At 74.8% G+C, this 23,871-nt stretch carries 15 protein-coding genes; 5 read left to right on the plus strand and 10 right to left on the minus strand.

The genetic code is table 11. The features are described from left to right. Positions 1-412: 412 nt before the first annotated feature. Together ACIQVT_RS16280 and ptsP are read left to right on the plus strand one after the other, a co-directional pair. Positions 413-862, plus strand: coding sequence for a PTS glucose transporter subunit IIA (locus ACIQVT_RS16280; RefSeq protein WP_403753019.1), 450 nt, complete (start codon positions 413-415; stop codon positions 860-862). Positions 863-940: 78 nt separating this feature from the next. Continuing rightward, positions 941-2,611, plus strand: a complete 1,671-nt coding sequence (gene ptsP / locus ACIQVT_RS16285; protein WP_403753022.1) for a phosphoenolpyruvate--protein phosphotransferase — start codon at positions 941-943, stop codon at positions 2,609-2,611. A 119-nt stretch (positions 2,612-2,730) separates the two neighbouring features. Here the strand turns inward: ptsP and ACIQVT_RS16290 are convergent, their stop codons facing one another. Both ACIQVT_RS16290 and ACIQVT_RS16295 read right to left on the minus strand, forming a co-directional pair. Then, entirely contained in the window at positions 2,731-3,624 is an 894-nt protein-coding gene (locus ACIQVT_RS16290) for a hypothetical protein (RefSeq protein ID WP_403753025.1), read from the minus strand. 165 nt (positions 3,625-3,789) lie between these two features. Beyond that, positions 3,790-5,766 (minus strand): acetoacetate--CoA ligase, encoded by a 1,977-nt coding sequence (locus tag ACIQVT_RS16295; RefSeq protein WP_403753028.1) that lies wholly within the window; start codon positions 5,764-5,766, stop codon positions 3,790-3,792. Between the two features lie 214 nt (positions 5,767-5,980). Here ACIQVT_RS16295 and ACIQVT_RS16300 point away from each other — a divergent pair, with 214 nt between their 5' ends. Next, positions 5,981-8,203 (plus strand): glycoside hydrolase family 31 protein, encoded by a 2,223-nt coding sequence (locus tag ACIQVT_RS16300; protein ID WP_403753031.1) that lies wholly within the window; start codon positions 5,981-5,983, stop codon positions 8,201-8,203. A 10-nt stretch (positions 8,204-8,213) separates the two neighbouring features. Here the strand turns inward: ACIQVT_RS16300 and ACIQVT_RS16305 are convergent, their stop codons facing one another. Continuing rightward, on the minus strand, positions 8,214-8,750 hold the full coding sequence (locus ACIQVT_RS16305) for an NUDIX domain-containing protein (protein WP_403753033.1): 537 nt from the start codon (positions 8,748-8,750) through the stop codon (positions 8,214-8,216). A 284-nt stretch (positions 8,751-9,034) separates the two neighbouring features. Between ACIQVT_RS16305 and ACIQVT_RS16310 the strand changes: the two genes are divergently transcribed. Then, positions 9,035-10,687: a GGDEF domain-containing protein gene (locus tag ACIQVT_RS16310; RefSeq protein WP_403753036.1), complete on the plus strand. Its 1,653-nt coding sequence runs from the start codon at positions 9,035-9,037 to the stop codon at positions 10,685-10,687. Positions 10,688-10,991: 304 nt separating this feature from the next. On the opposite strand, the gene ACIQVT_RS16315 is transcribed toward ACIQVT_RS16310, so the two are convergent. From ACIQVT_RS16315 to ACIQVT_RS16330, 4 genes are all read right to left on the minus strand, one after another. Beyond that, positions 10,992-11,597: a GTP-binding protein gene (locus tag ACIQVT_RS16315; RefSeq protein WP_403753039.1), complete on the minus strand. Its 606-nt coding sequence runs from the start codon at positions 11,595-11,597 to the stop codon at positions 10,992-10,994. A gap of 219 nt (positions 11,598-11,816) precedes the next feature. Then, positions 11,817-12,212 (minus strand): DUF742 domain-containing protein, encoded by a 396-nt coding sequence (locus tag ACIQVT_RS16320; protein WP_403753042.1) that lies wholly within the window; start codon positions 12,210-12,212, stop codon positions 11,817-11,819. Between the two features lie 9 nt (positions 12,213-12,221). Then, positions 12,222-12,656 (minus strand): roadblock/LC7 domain-containing protein, encoded by a 435-nt coding sequence (locus ACIQVT_RS16325; RefSeq protein WP_403753045.1) that lies wholly within the window; start codon positions 12,654-12,656, stop codon positions 12,222-12,224. Beyond that, positions 12,653-15,442, minus strand: coding sequence for a nitrate- and nitrite sensing domain-containing protein (locus ACIQVT_RS16330; protein ID WP_403753048.1), 2,790 nt, complete (start codon positions 15,440-15,442; stop codon positions 12,653-12,655). The genes ACIQVT_RS16325 and ACIQVT_RS16330 overlap by 4 nt, the downstream gene beginning before the upstream one ends. A 412-nt stretch (positions 15,443-15,854) precedes the next feature. On the opposite strand from ACIQVT_RS16330, the gene ACIQVT_RS16335 reads away from it, so the two are divergent. Continuing rightward, the gene (locus ACIQVT_RS16335) at positions 15,855-16,394 is read left to right on the plus strand and encodes a hypothetical protein (RefSeq protein ID WP_403753051.1); all 540 of its coding nucleotides are present in this window, start codon (positions 15,855-15,857) and stop codon (positions 16,392-16,394) included. Positions 16,395-16,557: 163 nt separating this feature from the next. Here ACIQVT_RS16335 and ACIQVT_RS16340 read toward each other — a convergent pair whose 3' ends face one another. The 3 genes from ACIQVT_RS16340 to ACIQVT_RS16350 form a co-directional block, all read right to left on the minus strand. Continuing rightward, a complete protein-coding gene (locus tag ACIQVT_RS16340) occupies positions 16,558-21,213 on the minus strand; it encodes a hypothetical protein (protein ID WP_403753054.1) in 4,656 nt (1,551 codons plus the stop codon). A gap of 67 nt (positions 21,214-21,280) precedes the next feature. Then, positions 21,281-22,171, minus strand: a complete 891-nt coding sequence (locus tag ACIQVT_RS16345; protein WP_403753057.1) for a hypothetical protein — start codon at positions 22,169-22,171, stop codon at positions 21,281-21,283. A 31-nt stretch (positions 22,172-22,202) separates the two neighbouring features. Next, complete coding sequence (locus ACIQVT_RS16350) at positions 22,203-23,732, minus strand: hypothetical protein (protein WP_403753060.1); 1,530 nt, start codon at positions 23,730-23,732, stop codon at positions 22,203-22,205. Positions 23,733-23,871 lie beyond the last annotated feature (139 nt).

Genomic DNA, 23,871 nt, shown 5'->3' on the forward strand with positions numbered 1-23,871 from the left:
ACTTTTGGCACGCTGTTGAGTTCTCAAGGAACGGTCGCTTCCTTTGTACTCACCCTCTCGGGCTTTCCTCCGGGCGCTTCCCTTCGGTCTTGCGTCTCAAACTCTACCAGGGTTTTTCCGTCTCCCTGACCACCTCGCTGCGAGCACGCAGAAGGAGATCCAGAGATAGGATCTGACGAGTTTGGGTTCTGCCGGGTGAGGACGCGGTTCCGCGCCGCTCCGTCCCGAGCAGGGTTACGACTGTACACGGGGCCGAGGAGCGGGTGCAAATCTGTCGGGTTGGTGGTCTAGACCACTAGCTGCTAGCTTCCATACGGAACCACCACTTCACATGACATAGCCTGCTGCTCGACGCACCGTCCCGGACCGCTGGGGACGGCCCGCGAGCGGCTCCACTGCTGGGAGGCTTCCCATGACCACCGTGACGTCCCCTCTCTCCGGACGGGCCATCGGACTGGCCGCAGTGCCGGATCCCGTCTTCTCCGGGGCCATGGTCGGCCCGGGCACCGCGATCGACCCCGTGCGCGAGCCCTCCGAGGCCGTCGCTCCCGTGGACGGCGTCATCGTGTCCCTGCACCCGCACGCGTTCGTCGTGGTCGACGAGAACGGGCACGGCGTGCTGACGCACCTCGGCATCGACACGGTCCAGCTCAACGGCGAGGGCTTCGAGCTGCTCGTCAACAAGGGCGACACCGTGCGGCGCGGCCAGGGTGTCGTGCGTTGGGACCCCTCCTCCGTCGAGGCCGCCGGCAAGTCGCCGGTGTGCCCGGTCGTCGCGCTGGAAGCCACCGCCGAGTCCCTCACCGACCTTCGGGACAGCGGTGACGTGAAGACCGGCGACGGCCTCTTCTCCTGGAACTGACGGCAGTGCCGCCGCAGGGCGGCGGACAGCACAACCACCGCGGCGGCGGGGCCTGCCGCACTATCGGAGACGGGTGAGATGGAGACAACGCTGCGAGGCGTCGGCGTGAGCCATGGCGTGGCGATCGGCGAGGTTCGGCACATGGGTACGGCGGTGCTTGAGCCGCCGGCCAAGCAGATCCCCGCGCAGGAGGCCGGGCGCGAGCAGGGTCGCGCCCGTCAGGCCGTGGACGCGGTCGCCGCCGACCTGACGGCGCGGGGCAACCTGGCGGGCGGTGAGGCCCAGGCCGTACTCGAGGCCCAGGCCATGATGGCGCAGGACCCCGAGCTGATGGCGGACGTCGACCGGCGGATCGCCGTCGGCAGCTCGGCCGAGCGTGCCGTGTACGACGCGTTCGCCGCGTACCGGGAGCTGCTGGCCGGTGCGGGCGAGTACCTGGCCGGCCGGGTGGCCGACCTCGACGACGTGCGCAACCGTATCGTCGCCCGGCTGCTGGGCGTGCCGATGCCGGGTGTCCCGGACAGTGACCGGCCCTACGTGCTGGTGGCCCGGGACCTGGCCCCTGCGGACACCGCGCTGCTGGACCCGTCCCTGGTGCTCGGTTTCGTCACCGAGGAGGGTGGGCCGACCAGCCACAGCGCCATCCTGGCGCGGGCGCTGGGTGTGCCGGCCGTCGTGGCGCTGCCCGGTGCCGGTGAGCTGGCCGAGGGGACGGTGGTGGCCGTGGACGGCAGCACCGGCGACGTCTTCGTGAACCCGGGTGAGGAGAGGAAGGCGCAGCTGGAGGCCTCGGCCGCCGAGCGCAGGGCGGCGCTGTCCGCGTCCACCGGGCCCGGGGCGACCGCGGACGGGCACAAGGTGCCCCTGCTGGCCAACGTGGGCGGACCCGCGGACGTGCCGGCGGCCGTGGAGGCCGGGGCCGAGGGTGTCGGTCTGTTCCGTACCGAGTTCCTGTTCCTGGACGACAGCAAGAACGCTCCTTCCGAGGAGAAGCAGGTGGAGGCCTACCGGCAGGTGCTGGAGGCGTTCCCCGAGGGTCGTGTGGTCGTGCGGGTGCTGGACGCGGGCGCCGACAAGCCGCTGGACTTCCTGACGCCCGCGGACGAACCGAACCCGGCGTTGGGCGTGCGGGGCCTGCGGACGCTGCTGGACCACCCCGAGGTGCTGCGCACGCAGCTGACCGCGCTGGCGCGGGCCGCGGAGGGGCTGCCCGTCTACCTCGAGGTGATGGCGCCCATGGTGGCGGACCGCAGGGACGCCAAGGCGTTCGCGGACGCCTGCCGCGAGGCGGGGCTGCGGGCCAAGTTCGGCGCGATGGTGGAGATTCCGTCGGCCGCGCTGCGGGCGCGTTCGATCCTCCAAGAGGTGGAGTTCCTGTCGCTGGGCACCAATGACCTGGCGCAGTACACGTTCGCGGCTGACCGGCAGGTGGGCGCGGTGTCGCGGCTCCAGGACCCGTGGCAGCCGGCGCTGCTCGACCTGGTCGCGCTGTCGGCCGAGTCGGCCAGGGCCGAGGGCAAGAGCTGCGGGGTGTGCGGTGAGGCCGCGTCCGAGCCGCTGCTGGCGTGCGTGCTGACCGGTCTGGGTGTCACCTCCCTCTCCATGGGTGCCGCGTCGATCCCCTACGTCCGGTCGACGCTGGCCAAGTACACGCTGGCGCAGTGCGAGCGGGCCGCGGCGGCGGCGCGTGCGGCGGACAGCGCCGAGGAGGCGCGCGGCGCGGCTCAGGCGGTGCTGTCCGGCGAGTAGCCGTACCGGCGCGCCCCACGGCGTCGCGGGTTCAGGGGCGTCCCGCCTTCGGGTGGGGCGCCCTTCGGTGTCCGTCCGTCCGTCCGGTCGGCCGGCCTGTCGGTCGGTCGTCGCCGGTGTCAGTGGCGGTGGTCCGGTGCCGTGCTGTCCGCTCCGAGGTCGGGTGGCTCCCGGTAGTCGACGCCGGACTCCGGGGGGATCAGGTCGCCGGTCTCGGCGTCCGTGCAGTAGGCGTCGAAGACCTCGGACGCGGTCAGGGGTTCCAGGGCGCCGGCGCGCAGCCGCCAGCCGTAGACCTGGTCGGGCGTGCCGGTGGCGGTGGCGCGGACGACGAGTCCGCCGGGGCTGCGGGTGGCCAGGCCGAGGGCGAGGACGCTGGTGAACTCGAGGGCCTCCGCCTCGTCCAGGCGGGTCACGCCGTGGGGGTCCTGGTCGCCGTGCAGGACGGCGTCGACGGTGTCGGGGGCCGCGGAGACGGTGCACACCAGGTGCCGGTCGCCGGGCGGCGCGGCGTCGAGGATGCGGACCACCAGGTCGGCGGCGCGGGTGAAGGCGGCCCTGCCGATGTCCTCGCCGCAGGTGCGGCAGGGGCCGAGGCGGGTCAGGAGGGTGGTGGCGTACTCCCAGGTGGCCTGGCGTACGGCTTCGTCGACGAGGGCGGGCAGGAGTTCGGTGAGGGGCCGGCCGTCGTAGGGGACGGTGGGACCGGTGGCCGCGAGTTCCGCGGTGAACCGGGAGCGGCTGGCCGGTGTCTCGGGGTCGAGGCCGGTGTCGGCGCAGTAGGCGGCGTAGTCCTCGGGGTCGAACAGGGCGAGGGTGGTGTGGGTGCCCTGTGCGGCGCGGGTGCGCAGGACGGTCTCCAGCTGCTGGAGGTAGGCCGTGTGGTCGTCGAAGGTGAAGCTGCGGTAGCGCCGCATGGCGCGGAAGTCGTGTTCGTCGGTGAGCACGCCGATGGTGCCGGCGATCTCGCGGCGCAGGACGCGTCGCATGGTCTGGTGGTGGGTGTGCGCCATGTCTCCCCCTGGAGCGCGGTCGATCAATGCTCACTCACCGTAACCGGCGGCACTGACAATGGGGGTGCCGCCGGGGGTGCGGGGATCGACGTTGTCGCCGTCTGCGCAGGTCAGAACGGTTCCGTGGTGTGGGGCGGGGGATGCGGAGGGTGATGCTCCGGCGGGTCAGGCGCGGGTGCGGGCGAGTTCCTCGTAGAAGCCGAGCAGGGCGAGGTCGTCGATGGAGCCGGGGTTGACCGCCTTCTCCAGCGGGGTTCCTTGCAGCAGGCGTTTGACGGGGACCTCGATGCGCTTGCCGGTGAGGGTGTGCGGGATGCCGGGCACTTCGATGACCTCGTCGGGGATGTGCCGGGGGGAGAGCTGTTCGCGGATGGAGCGCTTGATGCGGTCCAGGAGGGGCTCGTCGAGCGTGGCGCCCGGTGCGAGGTGCACGAACAGCGGCATCCAGTAGCCACCGTCGGGTTGTTCGACGCCGATGACGAGGGATTCCCGGATCTCCGGCAGGCGTTCGACGACCTCGTAGATGTCGGCCGAGCCCATGCGGACGCCCTGGCGGTTGAGGGTGGAGTCGGAGCGGCCGTGGATGATCACGGTGCCGCGGGAGGTGAGGGTGATCCAGTCGCCGTGGCGCCAGACGCCGGGGTAGGTGTCGAAGTAGCTGTCGTGGTAGCGGCTGCCGTCGGGGTCGTTCCAGAAGCGGATCGGCATGGAGGGCATGGGATTGGTGACGACCAGCTCGCCGACCTCGTCCACGAGGGGCTTGCCGGCCGGGTCCCAGGACTGGAGGTCGGTGCCGAGCCCGGGTGCCTGGAGTTCGCCGGTGTGGACCGGGAGGGTGGGGACGGCGCCGGCGAAGCAGGAGCAGACGTCGGTGCCGCCGCTGACGGAGGCGATCCACAGGTCGGCCCCGCTCTCGGCGAACTCGTCGTGCAGCCAGCGGAAGCCGTCGGGGGGCAGCGGGGAGCCGGTGGTGGCGACGCATTTCACCGCGGACAGGTCGTGGTCCCGGGCGGGGTGGACGCCGGCCTTGCGGCAGGCCATGACGTAGGCGGCGGAGGTGCCGTACAGGGTGGCCTTGGTGCGTTCGGCGATCCGCCACTGGGCGCCGGTGTCGGGGAAGCCGGGGCTGCCGTCGTACAGGACGATCGTGGTGCCCGTGAGCAGGCCGGAGACGAGGAAGTTCCACATCATCCAGCCGGTCGAGGTGTACCAGAAGAACCGGTCCTCGGGGCCCAGGTCGCAGTGGAGGCCGAGCTGTTTGAGGTGTTCGACCAGGATGCCGCCCTGCGACTGGACGATGGCCTTGGGCAGGCCGGTCGTGCCGGAGGAGTACAGGACCCACAGCGGGTGGTCGAACGGGACCGGTTCGAAGACCGGCTCGGTGTCCCCGGCCGTCAGCTCCGACCACTCCAGGGCGCCCTCGGGTGCGGCGGTGCCCAGCAGCGGGATGTGGACGACGGCGCGCAGGGTGGGCAGTTCGCGGCGCAGCTCGGCGACCGTCTCACGGCGGTCGTGCTCCTTGCCGCCGTAGCGGTAGCCGTCGACGGTGAACAGGACGACGGGCTCGACCTGCTGGAACCGGTCGAGGACGCTGCGGGCGCCGAAGTCGGGGGCGCAGGAGGTCCACACGGCGCCGACGGCGGCCGTGGCGAGCAGCGCGACGACGGCCTGCGGGACGTTGGGGAGGTAGCCGCTGACGCGGTCGCCGGGCCGGACCCCGAGCCCGCGCAGGTGCGCGGCGAGGGAGCCGACCTGGCGGCGCAGCTCGGACCAGGTCACCGGGCGCGGTTCGTGGGTCTCGTCGACGTGGAGGAGGGCGGCTTCGCCCGGGCGGTCGGCGGCGGCGCGCAGGGCGTGTTCGGCGTAGTTGAGGGTGGCTCCGGTGAACCATTGGGCGCCGGGCATGTCGCGGTCGCCGAGCACGCGCGTGCAGGGCGTGGAGAAGCGTACGTCGAACCACTCGGCGACGGCCGCCCAGAAGGTGTCGAGCTGGTCGACGGACCACCGGTGCAGGGCGGGGTAGCCGCCGTCGGCGGGCGCGCCGTGGTGTTCGGCGGCCCATGCCTGGAACCGGGTGATGCGGGCCTGGGCGATCCGCTGGGGATCGGGCTGCCAGAGCGGCTGGGGGTTCGCGGTCGACATGGGGCGGCTCCCGGGCTGTGCGCGTCGTGGGCGTCGGTCCGCGCACGGGCTGGGGTGTGCGCGTGACGCGGCTGACAGGGACGATGCCATGTGATCGATTTCTGCACCAGGGTGTGCCCCACATAGTCGGTGTCCTGAAGATGTGGTGCCGGCATGGGTGAACGGCAGTTGAACGCCGCCCGCCGGTGGGTGGCGCGGTGACAGGGTGAGCGGCATGAACGGTCGTGACCTGGTGCGTCGGATGAGTGTGGTCGGTTCGGGGTGGGCTGCTCGGGGGTTGCGTTCCGTACCCGCCGCCTGGCGCGGGCGGCGGGTGGGCGCCGCCGGGGCGGCGCCGCGGGGGCCGGAGCGGGCCCGGGTGCCGGGGCGGATGCAGGACGTGGAGCCGGGTCCCGGAGGTGGTCTGCTGCGGTTCGCCCGTTCGGAGCTGCGGATCGTCGTCGCGGTGAACGGGGCGGTGTTCTGGGGTTGGGACGGGGCCGGTCCGCTGCCGTCGCACGCCATCGCGGACAGCGGTCCCGATCCGGACCCGCGGGCGGTGCTGGAGCCGGACAAGGACGGCGGCTGGCGGGTGGTGGCCGAGCGGATGACGGTCGTCGTCTCGCGGTACGGCGCGGTGGAGGTGCGCACGCCGGGCGGGGTGCTGCTGCGGCGGGAGCTGCCGCCGCGCTGGTGGGAGCCGGCCGGGGGCGGCGCGGCCCGGTGGGTGCAGCGCTCGGAGGTGGCGGCGGACGCCCGGTTCTTCGGCCTGGGCGGGCGCGCGGGCGGGCCCCTGCTGCGGGACGGCGTCCACCGGCTGGGCGACGGCGTGGCGGGCCGTGCGCCCGGGCGGGGTGACGAGCGGCCGGAGGGAACGGTGCCGGTGCAGCTGGTGGTGGCCGACGTCGGCACGCACCTGGTGTTCCACGACACCGCCTCGGACGGGAACGTGCTGATCGGCGAGGGTGAGGAGGGGGCCGGGTCGGGACACGACCGGTCGGGCCACTGCGAGCTGCGGATGGACGGCGGGCCGCTGCGCTGCTGGGTGGTGGTGGGCACGCCCGCGCGCGTGCTGCACGGCTGGGCCTCGCTGAGCGGGGCGCCCGCGCTGCCGCCCGCATGGGCGTTGGGCCACCAGCACGCGGGACGCGGCGCGAACGGCGAGCGGGAAGTGCGCCGGATCGTCGGGGAGTACCGGGAGCGGGGGCTTCCGCTGGACGTCGTCCACCTCGACCCGGACGGTGCCGGTGACCCGGGGGCGTCCGGCGGCGAGGAGTCCGCCGCCGGGCTGGCCGAGGAGTTGCGCGGCGCCGGGATACGACTGGTGTCGGTCGTCGGCGCCGGGATACCGACGGACGGGGACGACGGCGGGTGCGGCGGCGGTACGAACGCCGCGGCGCGGGTGCGCGGGCCGGAGGTCCCGGAGGGGCGGGGGCGGATCTTCGTGGGAGTCCGGCCGGACGGGGCCGGGGCGGCGTCGCCGCCGTACGCGCCGGATGGGCGGGGCGGTGAGCGGCCGGCGGTGCGCGGCGGGCCCGCGCCGTGCGTGGCCCGGGCAGACTGGGAAGCGCTGCGCGAACTGTCTCCCGGGGAGCCCGCGTTCCGGTTCTCGCGCTCGGCCCGGGCGGGGTCGCAGCGGTACGGCGGCACCTGGTCGGAGACCGGGGTGACGGGCTGGCCGGGGCTGCGGGCGTCGTTGTCGCAGGTGCTGGGGCTGGGGCTGTGCGGGGTGCCGTACTCGGGCCCGGACCTGGGCGGTGGCGACGGCGATCCGTCACCGGAGCTGTACCTGCGGTGGCTCCAGCTCGGGGCGTACCTGCCGCTGTTCCGCACGGACGCGCGTCCGGGGGCGGGGTGCGGGGAGCCCGGGGAGTTCGGCGCCGAGGTACTGGAGCACGCGCGCGGGGCGCTGCTCGAACGGCGACGGCTGCTGCCGTACTTCCTGACGCTGGCGCATCTGGCGCGGCGGACCGGCGCGCCCTACGCGCGGCCGCTGTGGTGGGCGGCGCCGGAGGACCGGGCGCTGCGGGACTGCGAGGACGCGTTCCTGCTGGGTGACGACCTGCTGGTCGCCCCGGTGCTGGAGGCGGGGGCCCGGCGGCGCTCGGTGCGGCTGCCGCGGGGCCGCTGGTACGACACGGTGACGGAGGAGGCTTACGAGGGTCCGGCCCAGGTCGTCGTGGAGGCGCCGCTGTCCCGGACACCGGTGCTCGCGCGCGCGGGGGCGGTGCTGCCGGTGCGGGGTGCCGGCGGCGGGCTGGAACTGGAGGCGTGGGCGCCCGCGCGCGGGCGCACGGGCGGCGGCCTGGTGGTGCCGGACGCGGACGGCGGGCGGGACGCCCCGGGGATCGAACGCTGCGTGGCCCGCCGCCACGGCGACCGCGTGGTGGTCACCCTGGAGGGGGAGGACGGCGCGGGTGAGCCGCCCTGGCCGGTACGGGTGCGGGGGCTCGGCTGAGCGGTCCGGGTCAGACGTAGCGGCCCTCGAACCACGCCCGCACCGCGGCGGTGTGCAGCGGGAAGGCGAGCTGCCCGGGCCTGCGCAGCAGGTGCCGGCCGTCCGTCTCGTCCGTGGGGACGAAGGGCGGGAGCCCGTCGGCCGGGCGTTCGGGCAGGGCCCCGAAGAGCAGCAGGTGCCCGTCGGGGGAGCTCATGGCGTCCACGAGCCGCACGTCCCGGGCGGCCGCGTCGATGCCGGTCTCCTCGGCGAGTTCGCGTACGACGGCCTGCTTCCAGTCCTCGCGGTCGTCGATGTAGCCGCCGGGCAGGGCCGTGCCTCCGCGCGCGGGGGCTACGGTCCGGGTGATGACGACCAGGGCGGCTCCCTGCGTGTCGTACACGGGCTGGAGGGCGACGGCGACCGGCAGCGGGTTGCGGTAGGCGACGGCTCCGCAGGACGGGCAGGTGCGGGGCCAGCCGGAAATGCCCTGTCCGTAGGGCGCTCCGCAGCTCGAACAGTGGGAGCCGGGCACGGAGTTGACGGTCGGACGCTGAGTTTCGGACACGCGCGGACTGTATCCGATCAGGGGACGGGCGTCTTCCGCCGGTGATGCGCCAGGAACGGGCGCTGGAGAAGGGTGGCCGGAACCACCCCCGTCGGTCCCGGCCACCCTTCGTCTACCACGACGCCGTACGGGCCCGTTCGGTTCGCGTGCGGACGCCCCCGTCCCGCTCCTCTTCCGGGGCGGGCCCCCACGGCCGGGCCGGCGCCGTCCCGTCGGGCCGGAATGCCGCGTGAACGTCTCATGAACCGGTCCTGGGCGCGGGCGGGCGGCGCCATGATGCTGGCGTGCCTTCCTGGACGGAAACCGTGCGCTTCGCCTTCCAGCCCGTGGTCAACCTGAGGACCGGTGCGGTCGCCGCGCTGGAGACGCTCGCCCGCCCGGAGAGCGGCGACGTCCTGGCCGAGGCGCGCCGCGACCCGGAACTGGACGGCCGGCTGGCCGTGCTGGCGCTGCGGGCCGCGGCGCGCAGGGAGACGCTGCTGCCGCTGCACCTCAACGTGTTCGCGGCGACCCTCGCCGACCTCGGCGGCCTGACCCCGCTGCACGACGCCGTGCGCGCGGCCGGGCGCCTGCCCTGGGAGGTGACGGTCGACGTAGTGCCGCCCTGCACGCACGTGCCGCGGCGGGCGCTGCTGGAGGCGGTGGCCTCGCTGCGCGAGCAGGGCTTCCGGATCAGCGCGGACGGCATCGGCGACGGCGACGTGCCGCTCAGGCTGCTCACCGACCTCTCCCCCGACCTGGTCAAGCTCGACGCGTCCCTGCTGGCGCGGCCGGCCGCGGTGCGGGCGATGCGGACGCTGTGCGAGGAACTGGGCGCCCTGGTCGCGGTGGAGGGCGTGGAGACCGAGGGGCAGTACGCGGTGGCGGTGTCGGCCGGCGCGCAGCTGGCCCAGGGCGAGCTGTTCGCGCCGCCGGCCCGGATCCCGGTCGCGGACGTGTACGTTCCGCCGCGGGCCCCCGGTGTGCCGGCCGCGCCGCGCCCGGGGCCGTCGGTGCGGGAGTTCGTGCGCCCCGCGGCGATGCTGCCGGTGACCGCGTCGGCGGGGCAGGTGCGGGCGCTGCTCACCGGTGCCGCGGACGTCTCCGGAGTGCTGCTGGTGGACCGTATGGGGCGGCCGGTGCGGTCCGTGCACCGCTCGCGCTTCCTGCTGTCGATGTCCGGCCCCTACGGGCACGCCCTCTACGCCGACCGGCCGGCCGTCAGGCTGGGGGACGCGCCCCGCACGGTCGGTGCCGGCGCGACGGCCTGGGAGGTGCTGGACGTGGTCGCGGTCGGCGGCCGGGACCGGACCTCCGACGACGTGGCGGTGGTCGACGAACACGGCCGGTGCGCGGGGGTCGTACGGCTCGCGGACCTAGTGCGGGCGCTGGCCGAGAGCCGGGTCGAGGAGGCGGCCGGGCTCAACCCGCTGACCCGGCTGCCCGGTTCGGACGCCATCGTCGACGAGGTCGACCGGCGCATCCGGGACGGGCGGGCGTTCACGCTCAGCTGGCTGGACGTCGACCACTTCAAACAGGTCAACGACGACGCCGGGTTCGCCGCGGGCGACGAGCTGATCCGCGCGGTGGGCCGGACGCTCCAGCAGTCGGTGGCGGGGCAGGCGCGCGTGGGGCACATCGGCGGGGACGACTTCCTGGTGCTGGGCGACGAGGACGCGCTGCGTCCGCTGGTCGCCGCCGTGCTGGACGCTCCCTGGTCGGCGGGCGGGCGGCCGGTCACGCTCTCCCTGGCGACCGTCGTCTGCGGAGCGGGCACCGTGGACGACCACCACCAGGCCGCCGCCCGGCTCGCTCCGCTGAAGCGGGCGGCCAAGGCCCTGGACGGCGCCAGCTGGGTGGTCGGGCGCGCCGGGTTCCCCGGCCACGAGGTGCGGCGCGGCGGCCCGGGGCCGGCCGCGGCGCGGGCCGGGTACGCAGCCGCCGAGCCGGGCTGGTGAACCACGCCGCCACGGGGGGCGCCGGCCGGCGGGCGGCGCCGTGTCACCATCGCTGTCGGCGGCCTTGACGCCCCCGGGAGGCCGGTGAACACTTCCCGGTGTCGGCCGACATCCCCGCGCATTCCGGGCGTCGACGGACTTCGCGGCACGGCTCCGTGCCGCCGCGGGACCTTCGTGGTGGCGCCCGGGGAGGCGCCCCCGGGCGGCCGTACAGGACGGCGGCCCGTACCCCGGTCGGCGGGGGTACGGGCCGCGCCCGGTGCCCGGTGCCGGCCGGCGGACCGCCCGCCGGTGGCCGGGGGGGTCAGCCCGTGACGGCCCGGCGGCGGTCGGCCGCGTGATCCATGGCGTGCCGCACGACGCCGATGAGCACCTCCTTGACCGACTCCCGGTCCCGGGCGTCGCACAGCAGGACGGGCACGTCCCCGTCCAGGTCGAGGGCCTGGCGGACGGCCTCGGCCGGGTAACGCGCCGCGCCTTCGAAGCAGTTGACGCTGACCACGAAGGGGATGGAGCGCCGCTCGAAGTAGTCGACGGCGGCGAAGCAGTCCTCCAGGCGGCGCGTGTCGGCGAGGACCACCGCGCCGAGCGCCCCCTCGGACAGTTCGTCCCACATGAACCAGAACCGCTCCTGCCCGGGCGTGCCGAACAGGTACAGCACCAGGTTCTCGCGCAGGGTGATGCGGCCGAAGTCCATGGCCACCGTGGTGGTGTGCTTGCCCTCGACACCGCTGGTGTCGTCCACGGGCCGGCCGGCCTCGGTCAGCAGTTCCTCGGTGCGCAGCGGCCTGATCTCGCTGACCGCGCCGACGAGGGTCGTCTTGCCCACGCCGAAGCCGCCGGCCACCAGGATCTTGAGCGTGACGGGCTCGACCGGGGGCTTGCCGCGCTCAGAACGCCCGAAGATCATCGATCTCTTCTCCTGCTTGATGGGGTCGGGCGACGGTCGGCCGCGGCCGCCGGCACCAGGGGTCTCAGGGGCGGGTACGCGGTCGGCACCCGCGCCCGCCCGCAGTGCGCGGGGGCCAGCGGCCGGACCGCGACCGGGTCGTGCGGGGGCGGGCGCGCCGCGCCCGACGGCGTGGGCGAGCCGCCGACGGGTCACGTCACCGCCCCGCTCCCGCGCCGGTCACAACGCCCGGAGGCCGTTGATCACATCGCGCAGGATGCTCTCGTCCGGCAGCTCGGCCGGCGGCACCGGCCGTGTCACGTGGACGAACTCCGCGTGCACGAGGTCGCCGATGAGGACGCGGACCACGCCGATGGGCAGGTCGAGTTCCGCGGCCAGCTCGGCGACCGACTGCGGCGTGTCCCGGCACAGCCCGACGATCTCCACGTGCTCCGGTGACAGTGCCGGATCGGCTTCCGGGTCCCCGGTGCCGGGCTCGGTGACGACCACCGCGATCACGTCGAGGCGGTGCTGGGCCGTACTCGTGGTGCGGCCACGCGTCATGGCGTACGGACGGACGACCGGTCCGGCCTCGTCGTCGAACCAGTGGTTTCCTGCCTGACCGTCTCCACTCATGTCATCCCACTACCCGCCCGCGGACTGATCGGTGCGCGGGGCGGTGCCCAGATGCACGCCGACCCGCTTGACGAGGAGCGTCATCTCGTAGGCGACCTGTCCGACGTCGGAGTCGGCGTCCGAGAGGACGGCCAGACAGCTGCCGTCGCCGGCCGCGGTGACGAACAGGAAGGCCTCGTCGAGTTCGACCACCGTCTGCCGGACGCTGCCCGCGTCGAAGTGGCGGCCCACGCCCTTGGCGAGGCTGTGGAACCCGGAGGCCACGGCGGCCAGATGCTCACCGTCCTCCCTGGTGAGGTCCTTGGACACCCCCGTGGCCAGTCCGTCGCCGGACAGGACGACGGCCTTGCGGATGCTGGCGACCCGGTCGACCAGGTCGTCCAGGAGCCAGTTCAGCTCCCTCTGGTTCGTCGCCGTGTGGCCGGTCGCCTTCGGTGCGGTCATCGACCGTCCCCCTTAGTCGTTCCTGGTGCTGTGCCGTCTTGGGTTCCGTCGCCCGAGGCGTTCTCCTCGCGGCCGCGCTGCCAGCCGCGCTGGAGCGAGGCCATCCGGCTGCGGACCTCGTCGGCGTCGCGGTCGGCGGGCTCCGCCGTGCGCTCGGCCGGCCGTTCGGTGGCCCGCTTGAGCTGGGGGGCCAGGCTGGCCTGGCGCACGCGCCGGGGCAGCTGCCCGGTGTCCGGTTCCGCCCGCGGGTCTCCGGCGGGAGTCGCCGTGCCGCCGCGCGGCGGTGAGGTGTCGCCGGGGCCGGTCGCGCCGGACCGGGTCCGCCTCGGCAGTTCCGGCACCTCGGGCTTCGCGTCGGCGTCCGCGGCCCGGGGTCCCCCGGGGGTCTCGGTGGCGTCGGTGGCGCGGAGCGGTGCCGGGCCGCGGCGGCGGGCGGGCAGCGGGGCCGGGCCGCCCGTGTCGGGGCGGTGCGGCGCGGCGGGCTGCTGGTCCGGTTCGCCGCGGCGGGCCCGCTGGCCGGTGACGGGCTTGCCGTGCGAGCTGACGAGCTTGGGGGTCTGGCGCCGGGGCAGCGGTACGGCTCCGAGGTCGCCGGTCCCGTCGTGCGGGAGCCGGCCCGCCGACGGAACGGCCTCGTCGTCGGCGGCCGCGCGGGGACGGCGGTGGCGGAACAGACCGCCGCGCTCGCTGTCCTCGTCGGCGAGGATGCCGGGGAACTCCTCGAGGGCGTCGAGATCGACGGGCGCCTCCAGTTCGACCGGACCGTCCAGCAGGGAGGTCGGCAGGCCGGGCAGCTGGAGCGGGGCCGGTCCGGCGGCACGGCCGACCGCCTGCTCGGCGCCCTTGGCCGGGCGATCCCGGTCGAGCCGGAAGCCGATGCCGTTGGTGTCCGGGACGTCTTCGGTCAGCAGCGTGTCGGGGATGAGGACGACGGCGGTGGTGCCGCCGTACGGCGACGGCTGGAGGGAGACGCGGACGTTCTGGCGCTGGGCGAGGCGGCTGACCACGAACAGGCCGAGCCGGTCGGTGTCGGAGAGTTCGAACTCGGGGGTCTCGGCGAGTCTGAGGTTGGCGTCCAGGAGCGCTTCGGCCGTCATGCCGAGCCCCCGGTCGTGGATCTCCAGGGTGAAGCCGTTGGCGACCCGCTCGCCGAGGACCTGTACGGCGGTGTGCGGGGGTGAGAACACCGTGGCGTTCTCCAGCAGTTCGGCCACCAGGTGGGTGAGGTCGGCGACGGCGGGGCCGGTGACGGCGACCCGCGGCAGCCGGCGGACCTCGATGCGCTCGTAGTCCTCGACCTCGGCGACGGCGGCGCGGACGATGTCCATCAGCTGCACGGGTCTGCGCCACTGCCGGGACGGTGCGGCGCCGGAGAGGATCACCAGGCCCTCGGCGTGCCGGCGCATACGGGTGGTCAGGTGGTCCAGGCGGAAGAGGTCGGCGAGTTCGTCGGTGTCCTCGGTCCGGCGCTCCATGCTGTCGAGCAGGGTGAGCTGCTTGTGCAGCAGTACCTGGCTGCGGCGGGCGAGGTTCACGAAGACCTCGGACACGCCGGAGCGCAGTTCGGCCTGTTTGACGGCGGCTTCGACGGCGGCGCGCTGGAGGGTGTTGAGGGCCTGGCCGACCTCGCCGATCTCGTTCTTGTCGTACTCCAGGCGCGGCACCTCGGTCTCCACGTCGACCTGTTCGCCCGCGGACAGGCGGCGCATCACGCTGGGCAGCCGGACACCGGACGCCTCGTGCGCCTCCAGCCGCAGCTGGCGCAGGTCGCGGATGAGACTGCGACCGATCCGCACGGAGAGGACGATCGAGAACAGCAGGGCGGCCAGTCCCAGGAAGCCCGAGACGGCGGCCTGGAGGATGACGCCGACGGCGACGGGGTGCGTACGGTGCCGCAGGCGGTCGCCGATCTGGTCGTCCAGGTGGCCGAGCTGGTCCAGGGCGGCGGCCGCGGCGGCGTCCCAGCTCTTGGCGGTGACCCCGTGGGGGGTGCCGGAATCGGTCTCGGCGACGGTCTGTTCGGTCATCCGCAGCGGCGCCGTGATGGCGTTCTTCCAGACGCGTTCGTAGCGCTCGCACTCGTCGGAGGGCAGCAGCGGCAGGCTGATCTCGTACAGCAGCGAGCGCTGGGCGACCAGGTCGGAGATGTCGCGGCTCTCCTCGCCGGTGATCCGGCCGACCACGAGGGCGGAGCCGAGCAGGGCGTCCTCGCGGGAGAGCAGTTCACGGGCGCGCAGGACGTTGACCAGGGCGCGGGCCTGCTTGTCGAGCTCCACGTCGTCGATGCCGTCGAGGGTGGCGAGCAGCGCGAAGCAGGGGTCGACGAGCCGGTCGTAGGCGTCGAGGGCCTGGGCCCGGGTGACGGTGCCCTCCTCGACGCCGCGGCGCAGGGGTTCGAGGCTGCCGAAGGCGTCCAGGACGGCGGTCAGGCTGTCCTTGTCGTCGACGTCCATGCCGTGGCGCAGGCCGCGGTCCCGGGCGTTCCTGCGGACCTCGGCGATCGCCCGGTCGGTGGCGGCGCGGGTGCGGTGCAGGGCGCTGAGGGTCTGGGAGGCCCGTGGGTCGGCGAGGTAGACGAGGGTCTGGCGGCGCTCCTGCTGGAGGACGCGCACGGCGTCCTCGGTGGGGTAGCCGATGTCCTCGACGATGTCGGACACACGGAAGAGCCGGGCCACCTCGCGTCCCGTGAGTACCGTGGCGAAGCCCCAGACGGCGGTCAGGGAAACCAGCGGCACGAGAAGCAGCGCCACGATCTTCCGGCGGATCGACTTCCCGCGAAAGCGCATGGCCTCCCCCAGCTGGACCCCCGCCGGTCGGGGGCGCACATGTCCGTCAACAAACGGCGCGAGCCTACTACCGCCGCACAGTTAACTCGAAGACATGTCCGGAGGGCGAACTTCCGCACTGCGAACGAGAGATGACGAGTTGTCCGGGCATTACGGGAGATTGCCACCGCCCTCCGGGCACCCGTGGTGCGCGGGGTCGTGGCCGCACGGACCGGGGGTTGGCCGAATCTTTTCGCCGGGTGGGAATCTTCGTGCGGTCTCGTTCGTCCTCCTCTACGGGAATTGGGGGCGGAATGGGTCACGGGAGTCGCGTGCCGTACCCCGGCGGCGTAAAGCAGCGCAAGCCGGGCAGGCACTGGGTATCGGGGCTTCGGACGTCGGGGCGAACGGTCCGCCGGCGGTGGGGAGTGACATGGTGACGGGCACGGCGGAACGGCGCGAGGCGTCCGGGGAGAGCGGGGCGACGCGCGCGCGGACACGGCGGCGGCAGCGGGAGGCGGCTTCCGGCATTCCCGGACAGCGGTACGTCGACGAGGCCGCCGCCGGTGAACAACAGCACGACTACCGGCCGTTGTGGATCGAGGAGCCCGCGCGCCGGCATCCCACGCCGGATCCGGTGCGCAGGGCGGCGGTGCGGGCGCTCCTCGTCATATCGGTGACGCTGCTCCAGGCGATGGTGGCGTTCCTGTGCGCGATGGCCGGCTCCTGGCCGGCGTTCCCCATGGTGATCGGCAGTGTGGCGAGCACGGTGGCCGCCACCTGGGCGGTGGTGGACGTGTGGGTGACCCGCCAGGTGTGGAACCAGCGGCACGGCGTGGTCTCCGAGCCGAGCAGTACGGCCCGGGCCCTGCGCCGCGAGCGGCGGGCCCGCCGCCGCCAGGAGCGGACGGCGCTGCGGGACCGGGACCGGATAGCCCGGCGCGGCGGCACCGGCCGGCTGTCGCACCCCTGACCCGGGCGGCGGGGGCCGGGGCTCCGGCGGGGTCCCCGGCTCCGTCGCGGGGTCCACGGCTTCGCGGGGGGTCCACGGCTTCGGCGCGGCGGGTGGCTCCGGGGTGGCGGGTGGTTCGGCGGGTGGTCCCGCCGTTCCGTCGCCGGCCCCGGAGCCGCCGCGATCAGTTCGAGGTCGGCGCCGGCTTGCGGAACATCCGGGTCGCGGTGATCTCGCTGTGCACGGTCTCGCCCGCCTCGGGCGGCTGCGGCAGTCCCGGCCGCAGGTGCTCCTCCACGCTGATGTACTTCAGGCCCGCCCGCAGGTCCGCGTCGTTGCGCAGCCGGATGACCAGCGGGAACTCGGCGAGGGCGGTCGTGTCGAACAGGCCGGTGGTGTAGAGCAGCTGCACGCCCAGCGCGTCGGAGACGGCACGCTGGAGTTCCAGCAGGTACGTCGCGTTGGCACGGCCGATCGGGTTGTCCAGGAACAGCGTGCCGGCGTGCCGGTGCTTGTCCCGGCCCCGGTCGTTCGAGCGCAGCGCGGCCATCGTGCAGTACAGGGCGATGGCGGCCGTGAGCAGCTGGCCGCCGGAGAAGACGTCGCCCATCTGGCCGACGGGGACGCGTTCGGCGCGCAGCACGGCGTCCGGCTTGAGGATCTCCACGGCCACTCCCCTGGGCTGGAGCGCGGCGGCCACTCCGCGCAGCAGCAGGGACATGCCGTCGCGCCGCAGGTCGGAGTTCTTCTTCACGGCCGCGCGCGTGGCCTCGTCGATGACCTCGCCGAGCCGTTCGGTGAGGACGGCCTGGTCGGGCTCCTCGAAGCGGATGCGCAGGAACTCCTGCCCGGACCACTCGCCGAGCCCCTCGGGGAGCCGGGAGAGCCGCTGGGCCGACCTCAGGGTCGCGAGGGCCGACTCCACCAGGCCGCGCAGCCGGTCCAGGATCGAGTCGCGGTTGCGTTCCAGCTGGGCCAGCTCGTCCGTCAGGACGCGCAGCCGCGGTGCGAAGGCGTCCGCCCACTTCTGGGCGTGCTCGGGCAGCGCGGCGGCGGGCAGTTCGCGGATCTGCTGCCGGGCGGGGGTGCGGACCTGCTCGTACCGCGTGGAGTTGGCGTGCCGGACAAGGACGTCGCTCGCCTCGCGCACCGCCGTCTCGGCGGCGGAGAGGTCGGCGGCGCAGCCGCGCAGCGAGCGGCGGGCCTCGGCGGCGGAGTGCCGCGCCTCCTCCAGCGTGCCGGGGTACGGCTCGGGCTCCTCCCGCTCCTCGTCGTGGGTGTGTTCGCGCAGCAGGTCGCGGAGCATGGCGGCGATCTCCTCGAAGCCGCCGGCCGCGTCCTCGGCGGCGCGGTGGGCCTCCAGCAGTTCCGCGTGCGCCTCGCGGGCCCCGGCGAGGGCCTCGGCGCGGGCGGACAGTTCGGCCGTGGCCGTACGCAGCAGGGCCTGGGCGTGCTCGGCGTCGCGCGGGACGAGTTCCTCGGCCAGCGCGGTGTGCGTCGCGCCGTCCTCGGGCGCGTGCCGCTCGGCCTCGCCGCGCAGTCGGCCGAGCTGCTCGCTCGCGGTCGACACGCGGGCCTCCAGGAGCTGCACCAGCTCCTCGGCGCGCGTGGCGGCGGACTGCCGGGAGGGGCCGTCGGCACCGTCGGGCGAGCGCAGCAGCTGTTCGGCGCGGACGCGGACCTTGTTGCTGAGCCGGTCCAGTTCGGCGCGGGCGGCGCTCTCGTCGCTCTCCGCGCGGGCCTGTTCGGCGCGCAGGTCTGCGCCGACACCGACCTTCTCGTAGAGCTGGGAGGCGGCCCGGTAGGCCTCGCGCAGGGCGGGCAGGGAGGCCTCGGACGTCTGCGCGTCCTCGGCGGGTACGTCGTCGGGGGCGCCGGCGATCTCCGCACGCTCGGCACGCAGGGCGCGCGCGGTGCGGCGGGCGTCGTCGGCGGCGCGCTGGGCGGCGCGGCGGTCCTCGTCGGCGGCCCGGGCCCGCTCCAGGCAGGTCTGGGCGCGGGCCTCGGACTCGGTGGCCTCGTCGGCGAGTTCACGCAGCCGCGCCTGCCAGCCGGCGCGCTCGCGGAGCCGGTGGGCCAGGCCCGCGAGGGCGTCGGCGGCGCGGCGGGCCCGCTGGGCGGCGTCCTGCCGTTCGTCGCGGACCCGGACGGCCTCGGCGGCGGCCTCGTCGGCCTCCGCTCGCACGGTCCGCGCCTCGGCCAGTGACGCCTCGCTCTCCTCGGCGGCCGTGCCGGCCTCCTCGGCGGCCCGGGCCAGTTCGGTGAGGCGTCCGGCGGGGCAGCCGGTGCGCCAGGAGGTGAGCCGGGCGGCCAGTTCGCGGTCCTTGCCGAGCCGGGCGGCCAGGGCCCGGATCTCCTCGTCGCGCTCGGTGGCCCGCGCGCGCAGGGTCTGCCGTTCCTCGTCGGCGGCGTACTCGTCGTGCATGGCCGGGTTCGGCGGTACGAGGAAGACGTCGTCCGGGGCTGCCGCGGGGGTCGGGGCGAGCAGGGCGGCGGCGGTGCCGACGGCCACCGCGGAGCGGGGCAGCAGGGCGGCGGCGTTCAGCGCCTCGCGGGCACGCGCGTGGGTGTCGGGGTCGGTGATGATGACGCCGTCGACCAGTTCGGGCCGGGCGGCGAGCACGCGCGCGTGGTCACCGGGGTCGACGGCCTGCGCCAGGTAGCGCCAGCCGGGGAGCGCGGGAATGCCGTGCTCACCGAGGAACTCCACGGTGGCGAGCACGTCCGGGCCGGGCGGCAGCAGTCCGCCGTCGCCGAGGGCGCCCAGGATGCGGGCGTCGTCGGCCGCGGCCGTGCGGAGGTCGAACAGGTGGCGTTCGGCGGTCGCCACGGCGTCGTCGAGGAGCGCGCGCAACTCGTCGGCGAAGCGGTCGAGTTCGATGGCGGTGAGCGGGCCTTCACCGGGGGCGCGGGTGGTGTTCCCGGGGGCCGGAGCGGCGTCGTCGTCGGAGCCGGACCTGGGACCCGGTACGCCGACGCGTGCCGTCCCCGGCGCGCCCGGCAGGCTCAGCAGCTCCGCGAGGCGTTCCTCGGCGGCCAGCGATTCGGCCAGGCGGCGTTCCGCCTCGTACGCCCGTCCGGCGCCGGTCGCGGCGTCGGCCGCGCGGGCCGCGGCCAGCTCCGCGCGGGACTCGGCGGCCGCCGCCTCGCGCGCGTGCTCGGTGGCCTTGCGGGCGGCCTCGCGGGCGGTGTCCCAGGCGGCCACCGCGGTCTTCTCGGCGTCGCTGGCGGCGAGCGCGGCCCGCGCCGGGTCGGCGTCCGGGGCACTGTCGTCGAGCCAGCCGGCGCGGACCGCCTCGGCGGTCTCCTGCTCGACCTCGGCCAGCCGCTGGCGCAGGTGCCCGGTCTCGCTGCGGGCGCGCTGCGCCTCGGTGGCGGCGGCGGTGGAGTCCCGGTGGGCGGCGTCGCCGGCCTCCTGGAGGGCGGCGGACCGCTCCTCCTCCTCGTTGGCGAGGGCCTCCGCGCTCGCGGCGGCCCCGCGCAGGGCGCGTACGAGGTCCACGGCGGCCCTGGCGCGGGCGGCGAGGGCGGGCGCCGCGTCCCGCTCGGCCTCCTGGATGGCGGCGGAGACCCGCGCGACGCGGTCGGCGGCGGCACGGTGGCGCAGCACGGCCTCCGCGGCCTGCCAGGCCGCGTGCAGGGTGCGGGCGTCGGCCAGCTCGCGCTTCTGCGCCGCCGCGGACTTCTCGGCCGCGGCGAGGGCCAGGGAGGCGTGCCGGTAGGCGAGTTCGGCGGCGATCAGGGCGCTGCGCTCCCGCGCGCCCTCGGAGTGCGTGACGGCGTACGCGGCGGCCGTGACGCGCTGGGCGAGGTCGGCGGCGCGGACCCGCTCGCGCACGGCCCGCGCGGACAGCCGCCGGGCCAGGGTGCGGGTGCGGCGCTCGGCGCCGGCGTGGACCTCCCGCGCGCGGGAGCGTGTCCCGGCGGCCTCCACGATGCGGCCGAGCAGGTCGGCGGAGCCGGCGGTGAAGTCCCGTTCGGCGATGAGTTCGGCGCGCCGGCCGAGTTTGCTGCCGAAGCCGCTGACGAGGTCGGCCAGGCCGTCGGTGTCGCGGGTGTCGGTGACCGCGCGTAGCAGCAGGTCGGTGAAGTCGGAGTCCTTCTTGACCGCGAAGAGACCGGCCGCCTCGCCCTCGTCGGCGTTCATCTCACGCTGGTAGCGGAAGAGTTCGGGGTCGAGGCCGAGGTCGCCGAGGTGTTCGTTCCAGCGGTCGTGGATCTCCTCCCAGTGCACCTCCAGGTGCGGGTAGGCCTTGCCGGCCTCCATGAGCGCGTCACGGAAGCCCTTCATGGTGCGGCGGCGGCCCTGTGCGCCGGAGGTGCCCTCGACGGGCGGTCGTACGGCGGTGGCCTCGGCGACGGGCAGGTTGTCCAGGCTCAGTCCCGGGCCGGGCCGGAAGGAGTACCAGGCCTCGGCGAACTTGCGCGGGTCGTTGGAGACCTGCCGGCCGCGCCACTCGCTGACCTTGCCGACGACCACGCACTCACCGGTGAGCACGTGCTGCCATTCCAGGGCCACGTGACCGCAGTCGTCGGCGAGGAGGAACTTGCGCAGCACGCCGGAGCTGGCGCCGCCGAGCGTGTTGCGGTGTCCCGGCAGCATCACCGAGAAGATCAGCTTGAGCAGCACGGACTTGCCGCCGCCGTTCTCCAGGAACAGCACGCCCGCGGGCGCGGGACGGCGTGGCGGGCCGGACGGCTCCTCCTGGAAGAACTCCGCCTGGGTGGGCGCCGGGTCGGGCACGGGCTCGCCGACACCCCGCAGGTCAAGCACGGTGTCGGCGTAGCGCGCACCGGCGGGACCGATGGAGTAGAGGCGGACCCGGGACAGCTCGTACATGGCGGACTCTCGTCAGTCTTCTGGCGGATCGGTGCGGTGGTGCGGTGCGTGCGGTGGTCTGGCGTGGTCAGGGGTGCGAGGGCGCGTGGAACGGCAGACCGGCGTCGGCCACCAGGTCCAGGTCGTCGGTGTCCTCGGCGGGCAGCAGGCTGGCCGTGCCGTCGGTGACCGGGACGACGCCCAGTTCGAGCAGTTCGGCCAGGGCCGCGCTGCCGGCCAGGTCACGGACCTGGAGCTGGTAGCGGGCGGTGGTGCGGTAGGTGCCGCCGCTGTCGTCCCCGGTGCGCTGGAGGAATCCGGAGTCGGTGAGGAAGGCCAGGGCCTTCGCCACGATGCCGGTGGTGGAGGCGGCCGGTCGGCGGGCGTCCTTCGTGGCGCCGGTGGCGCTGCGTCTGGCCCAGATCCGCCAGGCGGCCTCCAGCCCGGGCGCGTCGGTCACCGGGTCGGTGTTCTCGCCGTGCTCCTCCGCGCGTTCCTCCAGGCGGCGGCAGGCCTGCCGGACGAAGGCGTCGACGCCGTTGACCGTGACCCGGCCGATGTAGCCGTCGTCGGCGAGGTCCTCCGGGCGCGGGAAGGCGAGCGCGGCGGCGGCGAGGTGGGCGAGTCCGTGCAGGAAGCGGTCGCCGGAGTCGGCGGCGGTGCGACGCGCGTAGTCACCCATGCGGACGGCGAAGACCGAGTCCTCGGCGGCCGTCACGGCCATCCCCGCGCGCGGGGACACCTCCAGGACGACGAGGCCCAGGCCTGCGGCGACGGCGTCGGCGAGCCGTGCGAACGCCGGGTCGTCGCGGTGGCGGCGCAGCAGTTCGGTGTACTCCTGGTCGCGGGCGGGCTGGAGCCTGGGCTGGAGGCCGAAGGCGACGAGCCGCGCCGCGTCGGCGGCGTCGGCGGGTGTGACGGCGGCGTTGGCCGGCGCGGCGGCGGACTCCGGCTCGCTCCGGTCGGCGTGCTCGGTCACGGGGTGGGCTCCTTGTCGCGGTGGTGCTCGGTCATGCTGCTTCCGTCCGGTCCGCGGCCATGCCGGCCGCGTCGAGCAGGGCGGTGCCGACGATGAGGTCGGCCCCGCCGAACTCGGGGTCGTCCAGTTCGGTGCCGTCGTCCACGGCGAACAGCAGTTTCTGCTCGCCCTGCCGGTAGGCGGTGCCGACGGCCGGGCTGGCCGCGTGGACCGCCAGCAGTGCCACGAGGTAGGCGAGGTCCGGGTCGCCGGTGCGGCGGGCCTCGGCCAGCAGTCCCGACAGTCTCCTGGGGGCGTCCGCCGGCAGGTCGAGCAGTTCGGTCGCCGCGGCGAGCTGCTCCTCGCTGAACCGGCTGTCGTCCGGGGTGACGATCAGGTCGGGTTCGGGCATCTCGGCGCCGAGGTGCTCGCGCTCCACGGGGGGTGTCAGCAGGATGTCCACGAGGTCGGCGACCCGGACGGACACCGGCGTCCTGAGCCCCGTGCCGTGCGCGAAGAAGGCGTCCGTGACCCGGATCGCCTGTTCCAGGGGCAGTGGCAGGACGGGGGCGAGGAGGTGGCCGTAGAGGTCCGTGCCGGAGGTCGCCGCCGGGGTGGCGAAGGCCTGCCGGTCCTGTTCGGCGCGGAAGAGCGGGCCGGCCTCCAGCAGGCGCGCCTGGAGCTGGGTGTGGCGCCGGATGCAGTCCTTGACGATGTCGACCAGTTCGGCGGCGCGCCGCTTGTGCTCGGTGTCCTCGGTCTCGTCGCGGGCCTTGCGGATGTTGGTGAGGATGGCGTTCTCGTGGCGGTAGCGCTCGGCCACGTGGTCGAGGGCCTCGGCGATCATGTCGGGGACTGCGTTGAGCCAGTCGACCGCGCGGACGTTGCGCCGGGTGGCGTCCAGGGCCCGGCGGAGCGTCTCGGAGTACTGCACCGTGCGGTAGCGGGCCTGCTCGGCGGCGAGCTGGGCGTCGGCGAGCCGGCCGCGGTTGATCAGCACCTCCAGCTTGACCTCGGCGGCGATCTGGGCGCTGGTGACGTCGGTGTCCAGGGCGCCGACGAGGACGTTGACCGCCTCGTCCGTCGTCCGCAGGTAGACCGTGCCGCCGGGGCCGGGGACCTCCTCGATCAGCTTGAAGTCGTAGTCGCGGCGGACGTAGGTGCCGTCCGGCGCGAAGGTGCCGTACACCGCGCGGAAGCCGCGGTCCACGCTGCCGACGTTGATCAGGTTCTCCAGGACCCAGCGGGCCACCCGTTCGTGCTCCCCGGCGTCGCGCCGCGGGGCTTGGGCGGCGATGCGCGGGACGAGCCGGGCGACGATCTGCTCGTGGTCGGCGCCGGTGTCGAAGTCCATGTTGAGCGTGACGAGGTCGATGGCGGCCAGCGCCACCTCGGCCATCCCGTACACCGAGTACTCGCCGGCCAGGTTGGCCTTGCGGGCGTCGAGGTCGTGCAGCGGCGCGGTGCAGGCGAGCGCGCGCAGCCGGCGCGCCAGCCCCTCGTCGGCGGCCGGGCCCGGAGCCGGGCGCGGTCCCGCGCTGAGCTGGGGCGGAACACGGTCCGTCGGTGCAGGCGAAGTCACGGTGCACAGACTAGGTCCTCGGTCCGACATCGACCCAAACGGACGCAGATGCCACGGCCGTCACGGACGCACGACAGCGCGTCCGCGGGGCCCGGCCGAAGGCCGACGGGACGCCCGCCGAGCGCCGGGCCGCTAACGC

The sequence above is a fragment of the Streptomyces sp. NPDC100445 genome, from assembly GCF_044759735.1.
Lineage (GTDB): Bacteria > Actinomycetota > Actinomycetes > Streptomycetales > Streptomycetaceae > Streptomyces.

Bases quoted from the DNA above. Each gene is read 5' to 3' on its own strand.
- ACIQVT_RS16280 (WP_403753019.1), top strand. From the start codon at position 413: ATGACCACCGTGACGTCCCCTCTCTCCGGACGGGCCATCGGACTGGCC.
- ptsP (WP_403753022.1), top strand. From the start codon at position 941: ATGGAGACAACGCTGCGAGGCGTCGGCGTGAGCCATGGCGTGGCGATC.
- ACIQVT_RS16290 (WP_403753025.1), bottom strand. From the start codon at position 3,624: ATGGCGCACACCCACCACCAGACCATGCGACGCGTCCTGCGCCGCGAG.
- ACIQVT_RS16295 (WP_403753028.1), bottom strand. From the start codon at position 5,766: ATGTCGACCGCGAACCCCCAGCCGCTCTGGCAGCCCGATCCCCAGCGG.
- ACIQVT_RS16300 (WP_403753031.1), top strand. From the start codon at position 5,981: ATGAACGGTCGTGACCTGGTGCGTCGGATGAGTGTGGTCGGTTCGGGG.
- ACIQVT_RS16315 (WP_403753039.1), bottom strand. From the start codon at position 11,597: ATGATCTTCGGGCGTTCTGAGCGCGGCAAGCCCCCGGTCGAGCCCGTC.
- ACIQVT_RS16320 (WP_403753042.1), bottom strand. From the start codon at position 12,212: ATGAGTGGAGACGGTCAGGCAGGAAACCACTGGTTCGACGACGAGGCC.
- ACIQVT_RS16325 (WP_403753045.1), bottom strand. From the start codon at position 12,656: ATGACCGCACCGAAGGCGACCGGCCACACGGCGACGAACCAGAGGGAG.
- ACIQVT_RS16330 (WP_403753048.1), bottom strand. From the start codon at position 15,442: ATGCGCTTTCGCGGGAAGTCGATCCGCCGGAAGATCGTGGCGCTGCTT.
- ACIQVT_RS16335 (WP_403753051.1), top strand. From the start codon at position 15,855: ATGGTGACGGGCACGGCGGAACGGCGCGAGGCGTCCGGGGAGAGCGGG.
- ACIQVT_RS16340 (WP_403753054.1), bottom strand. From the start codon at position 21,213: ATGTACGAGCTGTCCCGGGTCCGCCTCTACTCCATCGGTCCCGCCGGT.